The following is a 13,568-nucleotide window of genomic DNA, read 5'->3' on the forward strand; positions in this document are numbered from 1 at the left end:
CGAACCTCCTTAGCTGGCTCCAGGCTTAAAAATAGTCTAGCCAAGGAGCCAAAATGAACGCCAACCCGAAATTCCTCTCCGCCACCGCCACGGTCGACGAAGCCGCCATCGCGCCGCTGCCCAATTCGCGCAAGATCTACGTGCAAGGCAGCCGCCCCGACATCCGCGTGCCCATGCGCGAGATCAGCCAGTCCGACACGGAAGCGTCGTTCGGCGGCGAAAAGAATCCGCCGATCTACGTCTACGACACGTCCGGCCCGTACACGGACCCGGACGTGAATATCGATATCCGCTCCGGCCTCGATACGCCGCGCCTGCCGTGGATCATGGAGCGTGCCGACACGGAGGAATTGCCCGGTCCCACCTCCGATTACGGCATCGCCCGCCTGGCGGACCCCAAGCTGGCCGAGCTGCGTTTCAACCTGCACCGCAAGCCGCGCCGCGCCATCGCCGGCAAGAACGTGACGCAAATGCACTATGCGCGTCAGGGCATCATCACGCCGGAAATGGAATTCGTCGCCATCCGCGAAAACATGCGCCGCCAGGAGTATTTGCGCGAGCTCAAGGCCTCTGGCCCCATGGGCGAGCGCCTGGCCGACCTGATGGGCCGCCAGCATCCGGGCCAGTCCTTCGGCGCCAGCATCCCGGTCGAAATCACGCCGGAATTCGTGCGCGAGGAAATCGCCCGCGGCCGCGCCATCATCCCCGCCAATATCAATCACCCGGAAGTCGAACCGATGATTATCGGCCGCAATTTCCTGGTGAAAATCAATGCGAATATCGGCAATTCCGCCGTGACGTCCTCCATCGGCGAGGAAGTGGAAAAGATGACCTGGGCCATCCGCTGGGGCGGCGACAATGTGATGGACCTGTCCACAGGTAAACATATCCACGAGACGCGCGAATGGATCGTGCGCAACAGCCCCGTGCCCATCGGCACCGTGCCCATCTACCAGGCGCTGGAAAAGGTCAACGGCAAGGCGGAAGATCTGACGTGGGAAATCTTCCGCGACACCCTGATTGAGCAGGCCGAGCAGGGCGTCGATTATTTCACCATCCACGCGGGCGTGCTGCTGCGCTATGTGCCGATGACAGCCAAGCGCCTGACGGGCATCGTTTCGCGCGGCGGCTCCATCATGGCGAAATGGTGTCTGGCGCACCACCAGGAATCGTTCCTGTACACGCATTTCGAAGAGATCTGCGAAATCATGAAGGCGTATGACGTGTCGTTCTCGCTGGGCGACGGCTTGCGCCCCGGTTCCATCTACGACGCCAATGACGAGGCGCAGCTGGGCGAGCTGAAAACCCTGGGCGAGCTGACGCAAGTTGCCTGGAAGCACGACGTGCAAGTGATGATCGAAGGTCCGGGCCACGTGCCCATGCAATTGATCAAGGAAAACATGGACTTGCAGCTGGAACAGTGCGGCGAGGCGCCGTTCTACACCTTGGGGCCGCTGACGACGGATATCGCGCCCGGCTACGACCACATCACCTCGGGCATCGGCGCGGCCATGATCGGCTGGTATGGCACGGCCATGCTGTGCTACGTGACGCCGAAGGAACACCTGGGCTTGCCGAACAAGGCGGACGTCAAGGACGGCATCATCACGTACAAGATCGCGGCGCACGCGGCCGATCTGGCGAAAGGCCATCCGGGCGCGCAAATCCGCGACAACGCGCTGTCGAAAGCCCGCTTCGAATTCCGCTGGGACGACCAGTTCAACATCGGTCTGGACCCGGACAAGGCGCGCGAATTCCACGATGAAACCTTGCCCAAGGATTCGGCCAAGGTGGCGCATTTCTGCTCCATGTGCGGCCCGCATTTCTGCTCGATGAAGATCACGCAGGAAGTGCGCGAATACGCGGCCGGCATGGGTATCGCGGAAGACAAGGCGCTCAAGCAGGGCATGGAAATCAAGGCCATCGAATTCATCAAGAACGGCGCCGAGCTGTACCGCAAGGTCTGAAGGAGGGCGTGATGACTGCATTGATCGACATCACGCTCAACGGCGCGCCGCACCAGGTGCCGCCGGGGCAAACCCTGGACCAATTGATCGCCGCGCTGTCGCTGGAAAACCAGGCGCTGGCGCTGGCCGTCAACCGCAGCGTCGTGCCGCGCAAGGCGTGGCAGGACAGGGTCCTGGAAATTCAAGACCAGGTGGAAATCGTACGCGCGATTGGCGGCGGTTAAGTTGAGAATAGACAAGGAAACGCACATGAATACCGCAACAAACAACGACCTGCTGACCATCGCAGGCAAACAGTACCAATCGCGCCTGCTGGTGGGCAGCGGCAAGTATAAGGATTTGCCGCAGACGCGCGAAGCGACGGACGCGGCGGAAGCGCAGATCATCACGGTGGCGATCCGCAGGGTGAATATCGGGCAAGATCCGAATGCGCCCAGCCTGCTGGACTTCGTGCCGCCCGACCAGTACACGATTTTGCCGAACACGGCCGGCTGTTACAACGCCAAGGATGCCGTGTACACCCTGCAACTGGCGCGGGAACTCCTGGGCGGGCGCAATCTGGTGAAACTGGAAGTGCTGGGCGATGAAAAGACGCTGTTTCCGCACATGCCGGAAACCCTGGTCGCGGCCGAAGCGCTGGTCAAGGATGGCTTCGACGTGATGGTCTACTGCAGCGACGATCCGATCCAGGCGAAGATTCTGGAAGACATCGGCTGCGTGGCCGTCATGCCGCTGGCGTCACTGATCGGCTCGGGCATGGGCATCCTGAATCCGTGGAATTTGTCCTTGATCATCGACCAGGCGAAAGTGCCCGTACTCGTCGATGCGGGCGTGGGCACGGCGTCGGATGCGGCCATTGCCATGGAACTCGGTTGCGATGGCGTGCTGATGAATACGGCCATTGCCGGCGCGCGCGACCCCGTGCGCATGGCGCATGCGATGAAGCTGGCCGTGCGGGCCGGGCGCGAAGCGTTTTTGGCGGGCCGCATGCCGCGCAAGTTCGCCGCCTCGCCTTCGTCGCCGATGGCGGGCCGGCTGGCGTGATGGAGCGACGGCGTCCCACCGTGCTCGTGTTTGCCGGCGCCGACCCATCGGGCGGCGCCGGCATCGCCGCCGATATTCTAGCGATTGCGGCGCAGGGCGCGCATGCCTTGCCCGTCATCACGGCGCTGACGGTGCAGGACAACGACCGCGTGTTTGCTGTCGAGCCCGTGGCGCCGGAATTGCTGCGCCGCCAGGCGCAGGCACTGATCGACAAGGTCGCCATCGATGCCGTGAAAATCGGCATTCCCGGCAGCGCGGCGAATGCGGCCGTCATCGCGCAACTGATCGCCCAATTGCGGCTGTCCCGGCCGAACTTGCCCGTCGTGCTCGATCCCGTGCTGGCCAGCGGCCATGGCGACATGCTCAGCCGGGACGACGCCGTGCTGGCGCTGGCGCCCTTGCTGCCGGTGACTACCGTCATCGTACCGAACGGGCCGGAAGCGCTGGCCCTTGGTGGCGCAGATAACTTGCGCGCGCAAGGCTGTGGACACGTGCTGGTGACGGGCGGCCACGGCGACGGCGAGGAGATCGTCAACCGCTGGCTGGACGGTGATGGGCGCGCGCGCGAGTGGCGCTGGCCGCGCCTGCCCGGAGAGTTTCATGGCAGCGGCTGCACGTTGGCGTCGGCCATCGCGGCCCGCCTGGCATTGGGCCAGCCGCTGGCGCAAGCGCTTGACCGGGCGCAAGCCTATTGCCATGCGGCCCTGGCCGGCGCGTATGCGATTGCGCCAGGTCAACTCATGCCGCAACGATTCATTGAATAAGGAAAACATCATGCGTGGACTGTATCTGGTCACCCCGAACTGGGATGACACCGACCGCCTGCTCGATATCACGGAGCAGGCTTTGCATGGCGGCGTGGCCCTGCTGCAATACCGCCACAAGAGTGCCGACGCGGAGCAGCGGCGCGAACAGGCGGGCGCCTTGCTGGCCCTGGCCCGCAAGTATGGCGTGCCTTTCATCGTCAACGATTTTCTCGAGCTGTGCGAAGAGCTGGACGCGGACGGCGTGCACGTGGGCGGCACGGACGCGTCCGTCGCGCAGGTGCGCGCGCGCCTGGGCAAGGACAAGCTCGTCGGCGCCTCCTGCTATGGCGACATGGCCCTGGCGCGCACGGCAGCAGAGGGCGGCGCCAGCTACGTGGCCTTCGGCGGCTTTTATCCGTCGCTGGTGAAAAAGTATCCGGTGACGACGCCGCCCGATATCGTGCTGCAGGCGAAACGCGAGATCGCCTTGCCCTGCGTGGTGATCGGCGGCATGACGCCGGAAAACGCGGTGCCGCTGGTGGCGCGCGGGGCCGACATGGTGGCGGCGATCAGCAGCGTATTTGGCAAGGGATATCAGGCGGACGATGTGGATATTGCAGTGCAGCAATTCAATCTGCTGTTTGCGCAGGCCGGGGAGGCGTGAGGGGGCGGATTTGGCGAATAATCGGCATATAATAAGGGCATCATTCATTACCGAGGTCCCTTTACCCATGAGTCAGCCAGCCGCCGCGAAACGCCTTATCCTGATCGTTGACGATGACCAGCTCCTGTTGGAATTCCTTGGCGAAGTCCTGCGCCATGCCGGCTACGAGACGGCCCTGGCCCATTCGGCCGAAGTGGCGCTGCAGCTGATCGCCCAGCGCGAGCCTGACCTGGCCTTGCTCGACATCCACATGCCGGGCATGTCCGGCCTGGAACTGGCCAAGCGCCTGCACGGCGAAACGGCCGTGCCATTCATGTTCCTGTCCGGCAGCGGCGACAGCGAATCGGGCAAGCAGGCGGCCGCCTACGGCGCCGTCGGCTATGTCGTCAAACCCGTCGACGAAGGCCGCTTGATGCCGGCGTTCGAAGCGGGCCTGGCGCGCGCCGATGAAATCCGCCAGCTGCGCCGCACCGAGCTGAACCTGAACGCGGCCCTGGCCGCCGGCCGGGAAACGAGCCTGGCCGTCGGTTTGCTGATGGGCAAGTTCCAGACGGACCGCAACACGGCGTTCGAAGTGCTGCGCGACCACGCCCGCTCCAGCCGCCGCAAGATCAATGAAATCGCCAGCCAGCTGTTGCTGGCCGAGGAAACCCTGAACGGCTTGCACGGCGCGTTTTTGAATCGGGCGAAAACCAAGTAAGAGTTTCAAGTAAGTGTTTCAAGTAAGCGTTGCACCGGCGCCGGCGTGGCATGTCGGCGCCTGCCTTGTTATGATGTGACGATACGGCGCGCTGGCGCGCCTGGTTCAACCATACACAGGACACACATGAAAACCAAAGCAGCGATTGCATGGAAGGCGGGCGCGCCTTTGACCATCGAGGAAGTCGACCTGGCCGGCCCGCGCGAGGGAGAAGTACTGGTCGAGATCAAGGCCACGGGCATTTGCCACACCGATTACTACACCCTGTCGGGCGCCGATCCGGAAGGCATCTTCCCATCCATCCTCGGCCATGAAGGCGCGGGCATCGTCGTCGACGTGGGGCCTGGCGTGAAAAGCCTGAAGAAGGATGACCACGTCATCCCCCTGTACACGCCGGAATGCCGCCAGTGCAAATTCTGCCTGTCGCAAAAGACCAACCTGTGCCAGTCGATCCGCTCGACCCAGGGCCGCGGCCTGATGCCGGACGCGACGTCGCGCTTTTCCATCGACGGCAAGCCCATCTTCCACTACATGGGCACGTCCACCTTCTCGAACTACATCGTCGTGCCGGAAATCGCCCTGGCGAAGATCCGCGAAGACGCGCCCTTCGACAAAGTCTGCTACATCGGCTGCGGCGTGACGACGGGCGTGGGCGCCGTGTTGTTTACGGCCAAGGTCGAGGCGGGCGCCAACGTGGTCGTGTTCGGCCTGGGCGGCATCGGCCTGAACGTGATCCAGGCGGCCAAGATGGTCGGCGCCGACAAAATCATCGGCGTGGACATCAATCCGGCGCGCCAGGCCATCGCGCGCAAGTTCGGCATGACGCATTTCGTCAACGCCAACGAGGTGGAAAACGTTGTCGATACCATCGTGCAGCTGACGGACGGCGGCGCCGACTATTCGTTCGAATGCATCGGCAACACCACCACGATGCGCCAGTCGCTCGAGTGCTGCCACAAGGGCTGGGGCCAGTCCATCATCATCGGCGTGGCGGCGGCGGGCCAGGAAATTTCCACGCGTCCGTTCCAGCTGGTGACGGGGCGCGTGTGGAAAGGTTCCGCTTTCGGCGGCGCGCGCGGCCGCACGGACGTGCCGAAGATCGTCGACTGGTACATGGAAGGCAAGCTCAATATCGATGATTTGATCACACACAGACTGAAGCTCGATGATATCAATCAAGGTTTCGACTTGATGAAGAGCGGTGAATCGATCCGTTCCGTCGTGCTGTATTAATTAATTGAAATTTAATTGAAATACGCCGTACCACGGCGTTTTTGCGGAGGCTGCGGCCTCCGTTTTTTTGGCTATGTCACCGTCAAATGTGGGAATGCTCCCAGTGTTGCTTTCAATAACGTTTCTGGTGAGCGGATGCGCCTGGCGTCGAGTATCCAGCGCCAGCCCAGGTAATTCGGCAGGTAGCGCGTCGCCACGCCGCGAAAGGGCCGCAGCCAGTCCCGCAGACGGCTGTGATACGCATTGACGTTCTGCACATGCGCGGCGCCTTGCACACGGATGCCGGCGCGCAAGTTGACGGCCTGGTGGCTGATGCCCGCTTCCCTGGCAAACGCCCGGTAGGCGGCATGGCCATCCGTTACCAGCAGGACATCCTTATCGATGACAGGTAACAGACAGCGGTGCAGCTGTGCCTTCGTCAACGCCCCTTTGCCCGTGACGAAATCGAGGGTCTGGCCTGTGCGGTCGCGCGCCACCAGGATACAGACCTGCTCATCGGAAATGCCGCGCTGGCGGGCATGGCCGCCCCGGCGGCGGGCCGGACGCGTCATCTGCCTCGATCCCTTTTCCGATTCCAGCACATATAACTCGTCCGCCTCGGCAATGCCATGCAGGCCATGCGGCCGATCCGTCCTGGCGACGCGGAGAAAACGGTGGCGCCAGCGAAACGTGGTGTTGCGGTGCAATCCCAGCTGCTGAGCGGCCTGGCGTACCGACCTCGAATCGAGCAGGCAATCGGCATAGGCGATCCATAGGGCCTTGTGACGCAAGCGGGACAGCGGCGTGCCCGTCAAGGCATTGAAGGTGCGCCCGCACGGTACACAACGGTAGCGCTGCAAACCATGCGCATGGCCATGCCGGTGCAGCTGATGCGAGTGGCAGGCGGGACAGGCCAGGCGCGGCTGCGCCACGCTTTCCAGCAGCGCGACGGTCGCGTCATGTGGCGCGTTGCCACGCAGCAAGGTTATGCCTGCCTGCCGCTGGCGCCGGTTCAGGTAAGCAAACTGTGCGATAAAGCTGATCCAGTCGGCTGGCTGCATGATCTACTCCCTGCGTGGTGAATATGCAGAGTCAGACAGCGCAGCCAACGGAAGATTCCGGCATTTCCCCTACTTGCCGATGACAGAGCCTTTTTTTTGCCCGGCATGCCATCCATCGTCCGTGCTTGCCATCCAGGCAGGCCTTTTTGCAGCCTGTCGCACGGCGCTGGAGGCCAGGTCCGCTTGCCGCTACAGTCAACGCTCCACTACTTTTGCGACGAGGCAGCCATGACCACTTCCCATCGTTTGATCCTCAGCCTGGCCGGTATCCTGCTTGGCGGCAGCGCGCTGGCCGTGCAGCCGCCGCAACCGCCCGCGCCACCGGCCCCGCCGGCCGCGCCCAGCGTGCAGGTCAGCCGCTCGCTCGACAAGGGCGAAAGCTATGCGCTGGTCGATGGCACCAGGGATAGCGAGGGCGTCATCGTCGTCGACAGCGATATTCACTCGGAGCAGGTGGAAAAACTCAAGCGCTCGATCAAGGGGCCGTTCCTGTGGTTCCGCGACCAGGGGCAGGCCTATGTGCTGCAGGATGCGGCCTTGCTGGGCAAGGTGCGCACGGCATGGGAACCCTCGAAACAGCTGGGCAAGGAGATGAGCGCGCTTGGCGATCAAATGGGCGCGCACGGCAAGGCCATGGGTGAAATGGGCCGCAAGATGGGAGCCCGCAGCCTGGAAAAAGGCAGCGCGCGCGAGTCGGAACAGCTGCGCTTGCTGGGCCGCCAGCAGCAGGAGCTGGGCCGCAAGCTCGGCGACGCCTCGCGCCGCCAGGCGCTGGCGACGAGCGACACGGCGCGGCGCGCGGCCGAGCGCGACGTGGAAGGCCTGCAACAGCAGATGGAAGACGCGCAGGACAAAATGGAAGAGATCAACGACCGCATCGCCGACGTACACGAGCGCGAGGCCGAGAAAATGGAGCAGATGTCGCGCCAGATGGAGCAGCGCGGCAAGCCGATGGAAGCGCTGGGCAAGCAAATGGGCGACCTGGGCCGCCAGCAGGAAAAAGTCGTCAAGATCGCGGACAAGACCACGCGCCAGGTGATCGCCCAGGCGCTCAGCGAGGGCAAGGCCAAGCTGGTGCGCTGAAGGATGTGCTCAATTAGCAGGCCATTGGCTTGCGCATCAGGCAGCGAAGCGCCGGATCGTGTCCGTCCTGCGCTTCGCGCGCCAGCTTGAGCGCGTGGCCTGCGCCCAGCGCCGCAGCCCCGATTTCGCTGAAACCATGGCGCGCATAGTAGGGTGCGTTCCATGGCAGGTGGCGATACGTGCTGAGCGTCAGGCAGGCGCAGCCCTGCGCCTGGGCATGGGCCGCTGCCGCATCGAGCAAGCGCGCGCCCACGCCCTGCCGTTGATGCGGCAGGGCAACGGACAACTCCACGATGAACAGTTGCCCGTCGAGCGGTTCGGCGGCCAGGAAGCCTGTTGGCGCAGCGTGCCCATCGGCGGCCACCCATACGCCGCCCTCGCGCTGCAGCGCCTGTAAGGCGCTCAATGGCAAGGGTTCTCCCTGCGCCAGCCACGCCAGTCCGGGGCCGGCCTGCGCAAACAGGGCCGCGGCGCTGCGCTCGACTTGGGCCAGCAGGGGCAGGTCGGCGCTGCTGGCTGCGCGGATGGCGTACTTCACTGCGTATGCCACAAGGCGGCCACGGCGCGGTATTGCGCCGGCAACTGCCTGGCGTTGTCCTCGCTGGCATATGCGTCATCCTGCACCGTGTCCCAGCGCGCGTCGCAGCTGAAACGGTAGACTTGCACCTCGTCCCCGTAGCGGCACACGGCCAGGCCGTGGATGGCGATGGGGGCGGCGCCATCTTCAGCGGCGACATGGCCGAAAGGCAAGTCGGACCAGGCCCAGGCCAGTACGCGGGCGCCGTCGAGGTGGCTGGGAGGTGTCATGGGCGTTGTTTCCGTCAGCTGTGCAGTGATGCCGATTGTAGCGCGCACGCGGCGAATCCGGCGCGACCGCTGGACAAATGCACAGTATTTTTAGCCATGCCGGTATAATCACGGCATGCAAAATCTTCTTCACAACCTCAATCCCGAACAATTGGCTGCCGTCACCTTGCCGGCGCAGCATGCGCTGATCCTGGCGGGCGCCGGTTCGGGCAAGACCCGCGTGCTGACCACCCGCATCGCGTGGCTGATCCAGACCCAGCAGGTATCGCCGCCCGGCATCCTGGCCGTGACGTTTACCAACAAAGCCGCCAAGGAAATGCTCACGCGCCTGTCGGCCATGCTGCCGATTAACACGCGCGGCATGTGGATCGGCACCTTCCACGGCTTGTGCAACCGCTTGCTGCGCACGCACTACCGCGACGCGGCCTTGCCGCAGACCTTCCAGATCCTCGATTCCCAGGATCAATTGTCCGTGATCAAGCGCTTGTTGAAGGCAAACAATATCGATGATGAAAAATTCCCGCCGAAGACGGTGATGTATTTCATCAACAACGCCAAGGACCAGGGCTTGCGCGCCACGGACGTGGAAGCGTACGACGCGCACGAGCGCAAGATGGTCGAGCTGTACCAGCTGTACGACGACCAGTGCCAGCGCGAAGGCGTCGTCGATTTTGCCGAATTGCTGTTGCGCACGTATGAATTGCTGAGCCGCAACCAGCCCTTGCGCGAACACTACCAGGCGCGCTTCCGCCATATTTTGGTGGACGAGTTCCAGGATACGAACAACCTGCAATACAACTGGCTCAAATTGCTGGCCGGCCACGGCAGCCGCGATGGCGGCGCCCTGTTTGCCGTCGGCGACGATGACCAGAGCATCTATGCGTTCCGCGGCGCCAACGTGGGCAACATGAGTGCCTTCGAGCACGAGTTCCAGGTGAAGAACTTGATCAAGCTGGAGCAGAACTACCGCTCGCACGGTCACATCCTCGACAGCGCCAACGTATTGATCGCGAACAATAGCAAGCGCCTGGGCAAGAATCTGCGCACGGACGCGGGCCATGGCGAGCAGGTGCGCGTGTATGAAGCCAGTTCCGACTTGCAGGAAGCGCAATGGATCATCGAAGAGGCGAAAAGCCTGATCGCCGATGGCGCGTCGCGCAGTGAAATCGCCATCTTGTACCGCTCGAATGCGCAGTCGCGCGTGATCGAACACGCGCTGTTCTCGGCCGCGATTCCGTATCACGTGTATGGCGGCCAGCGCTACTTCCAGCGCGCCGAGGTCAAGCACGCAATTGCCTATCTGCAATTGATGGACAATCCGCACAACGATTCGGCCTTCTTGCGCGTGGTCAATTTCCCCACGCGGGGCATCGGCATGCGCTCGATCGAGCAATTGCAGGCCGCGTCGGAACAGTACGGCATTTCGCTGTATGCGGCCGTGCCCTACGTGGCGGGCAAGGCGGGCAGCGTGCTGGCCGGCTTCGTCAAGCTGATCGAAGGCGTGCGTTTCGAAACGCAGCAATTGTCCTTGCCGGAAATGGTCAGAGTGGTGCTGGAAGCGAGTACCTTGCTGCAACATTATCAGAATGAAAAGGAAGGCGCCGACCGCATCGAGAACCTGGAGCAGATGGTCAGCGCGGCCAGCCAGTTCATTTCCGAAGAAGGTTTTGGCCAGGGCGCGCCCGCGCATTTGGGGCCAGCGGCCCAGGCGCAGTCGGGCGCGCCCGTCGTGAACCAGGATGGCATCGAAATCCTGGACGCCGACGCGCCGTTGCCGGCCGTGATGTCGCCGCTCTCCGCCTTCCTGTCGCATGCGTCGCTGGAAGCGGGCGATAACCAGGCGCAGGCGGGCCAGGATGCGCTGCAGATGATGACGGTGCACTCGGCCAAGGGCCTGGAATTCGACAACGTGTTCATTACCGGCCTGGAAGAGGGCCTGTTCCCGCACGAAAGCAGCTCGAAGGAAGACAACGGCGTGGAAGAGGAACGCCGGCTCATGTACGTGGCCATCACGCGCGCGCGCAAGCGCTTATATATGAGCTTTTCGCAGACGCGCATGCTGCATGGCCAGACGCGCTACAACATGAAGTCGCGCTTCTTCGACGAATTGCCGGAAGAATCGCTGAAATGGCTGTCGCCGAAGGTGCAGGCGAACTGGTTCGGCAACCGCAAGTCGGCCTGGGACGAGGCGCCGAAGCTGGCTAGCCTGGGTTCGGACAATGCGATTGCGCAAAAGATCGCGCAAAAAGCCACGGGCGGCGGCTGGCGCATCGGCGAATCGGTGGCGCACGCCAAGTTCGGCGAGGGCGTGATCGTCAATATCGAAGGCGGCGGCGGCAATGCGCGCGCGCAAATCAACTTCGGCCAGCACGGCATGAAGGTGCTCGACCTGGGCATCGCCAAATTGGAACGCCTGGGCCGCTAGTTTTCTGAGTAGCAATAAAAAAGGGCAGCCTGCGCAGGCTGCCCTTTTTTCATGCGGCGTGAAAATCAGTCGTTGGGCTTGTCCAGCGACACCGTCTTGCTTTCATCGACGGGCAAGCCGAAGATCTGGCGGTAGGCGGCGTAGAACGAGCAATGCATGATGATGGTCAAGATCATCGACAGCGGCATCATCAGTTGCATCATCAGCGGCGTGCGGCCAAAGATGACGGCCAGCAACTGGCTGGTGACGACGCTGATGGCGAACCAGGTGGCGGCGAAGACGATGAAGGCCGACAGCGAGCGCCAGACGGCGAAAAAGCTGAAGAACAGCGCCTTGCCCAGCCCGGTTTGTTTCCAGTAGATCAGCGGTGCGGCAAAGCAGAAGGCCATGGCGGCCGGCACGTACAGCACGATGGCCAGCAGGATGCCGAGGCCCAGGCGCGATTCGGGGATGGCGGTGCGCGCCGCTTCTTCCGTCAATTGCCCCGTGACCAGTTGCCACAGCAAGCCGTCGTCCACCAAAGTCGAGGCGCCGATGGCCACGATGGCCATCAGGATGTACAGCACGCCCAGGCCGAACAGGGAAGGAAAGGCCGGTTTGCGGAAGCCCGAGATCAACAGGCTGGGCAAGACGCGCTTGCCCTGGTCGATGTTCAGGCAGCCTTGCACGAAGGCGACGGAAAACACGGGGACGAGGATGACGGGCAGCATCTGGCCGAGCACGGGCACGATGCTGACGGCCAGCATGCAGAACATATAGCCGAGAAACAGCATCGACATGCCGCCAGGTTGCTTGCGAAACAGGGCGAAGCCTTGTTTCACCCATTGCCAACCTGTACTTGCAGGTAATTTTTCCATGTTTAAAACAGTTCCGGAGCAGGTGTGGCGATACGTTCGCGCAGAATGCGTTCGAAATGCGTGGGATCGTGCGGGGTCAGCATTTCCGCTTCGCGCGGCTGGTAATAATCGTACAGGCGCGACAGCCAGAAGCGCAGCGCGGCGGCGCGCAGCATCGGTTGCCATGCCGTCTGTTCTTCATGCGTAAACGGACGCACGGCCCGGTAGGCGTCGAGCAGGGCGCGCACTCTTGCCGTGTCGAGCACGCCCGTGGCCAGGTCCACGCACCAGTCGTTGACGGTGACGGCCACGTCGAACAGCCAGGTGTCGCAGCCGGCAAAGTAAAAGTCGAAAAAGCCCGTCAGTTGTTCGCCGTCAAACATGACGTTGTTGCGGAACAAGTCGGCATGCACGGGACCGCGCGGGATGGCTTTATAGGTATCGCAGGCAGCAAAGGCGTCCTGGAAGTGGATTTCCGCGCGCAGCAGATGCGCCCTGGCATCGTCGAGGTGGTGCAGGACGAGCGGCGTGGTGGTGTTCCACCAGTCCAGGCCACGCAGATTCGGCTGTTGCAGGGGGAAGTCCTGCGCCGCCAGGTGCATCTTCGCCAGCATGGCGCCCACGGCCGCGCAATGCACGGCTTGCGGCGCCATCTGCGAGCTGCCGTCGAGTTTGCTGACGATGGCGGCCGGCTTGCCTTGCAAGGCCGTCACCAGTTCGCCGTCCGCATTGGCGATCGGCGCCGGCACCAGTACGCCCCGGTCCGCCAAATGGCGCATCAGTTGCAGATAAAACGGCAATTGCTCGAAGCTGAGGTTTTCAAAGATCGTCAGCACATACTCGCCGCGCTCCGTGCTCAGGAAGAAATTGCTGTTCTCGATGCCGGACGCGATGCCCTTGAGCGCCAGAGGTTTGCCGAGTGGAAATTGCGTGATCCACTGGCCGATATCGTCCAGGTGTAGCGCGGTAAAAACTGCCATGGGAAAGAGAGGAATGGTCTAAAAGGTCAAAAAAAGCCGGCTG

14 protein-coding genes are annotated in these 13,568 nt (G+C 62.9%); 9 read left to right on the forward strand and 5 right to left on the reverse strand.

Annotated elements, in window-relative coordinates:
- Positions 1-53 precede the first annotated feature (53 nt).
- From thiC to O0881_RS26145, 7 genes are all read left to right on the forward strand, one after another.
- On the forward strand, positions 54-1,967 hold the full coding sequence (thiC, locus tag O0881_RS26115) for a phosphomethylpyrimidine synthase ThiC (RefSeq protein WP_289913600.1): 1,914 nt from the start codon (positions 54-56) through the stop codon (positions 1,965-1,967).
- A gap of 11 nt (positions 1,968-1,978) precedes the next feature.
- Positions 1,979-2,191 carry a sulfur carrier protein ThiS gene (gene thiS, locus O0881_RS26120; protein WP_289900423.1) on the forward strand — a complete coding sequence of 71 codons (213 nt, stop codon included), beginning with the start codon at positions 1,979-1,981 and terminating at the stop codon, positions 2,189-2,191.
- A gap of 25 nt (positions 2,192-2,216) precedes the next feature.
- On the forward strand, positions 2,217-3,011 hold the full coding sequence (locus tag O0881_RS26125) for a thiazole synthase (RefSeq protein WP_289906799.1): 795 nt from the start codon (positions 2,217-2,219) through the stop codon (positions 3,009-3,011).
- The gene (locus O0881_RS26130) at positions 3,011-3,775 is read left to right on the forward strand and encodes a hydroxymethylpyrimidine/phosphomethylpyrimidine kinase (protein ID WP_289913601.1); all 765 of its coding nucleotides are present in this window, start codon (positions 3,011-3,013) and stop codon (positions 3,773-3,775) included. The genes O0881_RS26125 and O0881_RS26130 overlap by 1 nt, the downstream gene beginning before the upstream one ends.
- Positions 3,776-3,785: 10 nt before the next feature.
- Complete coding sequence (thiE, locus tag O0881_RS26135; RefSeq protein WP_289913602.1) at positions 3,786-4,421, forward strand: thiamine phosphate synthase; 636 nt, start codon at positions 3,786-3,788, stop codon at positions 4,419-4,421.
- Positions 4,422-4,488: 67 nt separating this feature from the next.
- Positions 4,489-5,121 (forward strand): response regulator, encoded by a 633-nt coding sequence (locus O0881_RS26140; protein WP_034749164.1) that lies wholly within the window; start codon positions 4,489-4,491, stop codon positions 5,119-5,121.
- A 126-nt stretch (positions 5,122-5,247) separates the two neighbouring features.
- Positions 5,248-6,354, forward strand: a complete 1,107-nt coding sequence (locus tag O0881_RS26145; RefSeq protein ID WP_034749160.1) for an S-(hydroxymethyl)glutathione dehydrogenase/class III alcohol dehydrogenase — start codon at positions 5,248-5,250, stop codon at positions 6,352-6,354.
- A gap of 71 nt (positions 6,355-6,425) precedes the next feature.
- Here O0881_RS26145 and O0881_RS26150 read toward each other — a convergent pair whose 3' ends face one another.
- Positions 6,426-7,394, reverse strand: coding sequence for an IS1595 family transposase (locus O0881_RS26150; protein ID WP_289913603.1), 969 nt, complete (start codon positions 7,392-7,394; stop codon positions 6,426-6,428).
- Between the two features lie 228 nt (positions 7,395-7,622).
- Between O0881_RS26150 and O0881_RS26155 the strand changes: the two genes are divergently transcribed.
- The gene (locus O0881_RS26155) at positions 7,623-8,477 is read left to right on the forward strand and encodes a hypothetical protein (RefSeq protein ID WP_289900420.1); all 855 of its coding nucleotides are present in this window, start codon (positions 7,623-7,625) and stop codon (positions 8,475-8,477) included.
- Between the two features lie 13 nt (positions 8,478-8,490).
- Here O0881_RS26155 and O0881_RS26160 read toward each other — a convergent pair whose 3' ends face one another.
- Together O0881_RS26160 and O0881_RS26165 are read right to left on the reverse strand one after the other, a co-directional pair.
- Positions 8,491-9,015, reverse strand: a complete 525-nt coding sequence (locus O0881_RS26160) for a GNAT family N-acetyltransferase (RefSeq protein WP_289913604.1) — start codon at positions 9,013-9,015, stop codon at positions 8,491-8,493.
- A complete protein-coding gene (locus tag O0881_RS26165) occupies positions 9,012-9,284 on the reverse strand; it encodes a hypothetical protein (protein ID WP_289913605.1) in 273 nt (90 codons plus the stop codon). Before O0881_RS26165 ends, O0881_RS26160 begins: the two co-directional genes overlap by 4 nt.
- 115 nt (positions 9,285-9,399) lie before the next feature.
- Between O0881_RS26165 and O0881_RS26170 the strand changes: the two genes are divergently transcribed.
- Positions 9,400-11,709, forward strand: coding sequence for a UvrD-helicase domain-containing protein (locus O0881_RS26170; protein ID WP_099665494.1), 2,310 nt, complete (start codon positions 9,400-9,402; stop codon positions 11,707-11,709).
- Positions 11,710-11,774: 65 nt separating this feature from the next.
- Here O0881_RS26170 and O0881_RS26175 read toward each other — a convergent pair whose 3' ends face one another.
- Both O0881_RS26175 and O0881_RS26180 read right to left on the reverse strand, forming a co-directional pair.
- Complete coding sequence (locus tag O0881_RS26175) at positions 11,775-12,566, reverse strand: BPSS1780 family membrane protein (RefSeq protein ID WP_034784808.1); 792 nt, start codon at positions 12,564-12,566, stop codon at positions 11,775-11,777.
- A 2-nt stretch (positions 12,567-12,568) separates the two neighbouring features.
- Entirely contained in the window at positions 12,569-13,525 is a 957-nt protein-coding gene (locus tag O0881_RS26180) for a homoserine kinase (protein ID WP_289913606.1), read from the reverse strand.
- Positions 13,526-13,568 lie beyond the last annotated feature (43 nt).

It is taken from the genome of Janthinobacterium sp. SUN100 (assembly GCF_030397705.1).
Lineage (GTDB): Bacteria > Pseudomonadota > Gammaproteobacteria > Burkholderiales > Burkholderiaceae_D > Janthinobacterium > Janthinobacterium kumbetense.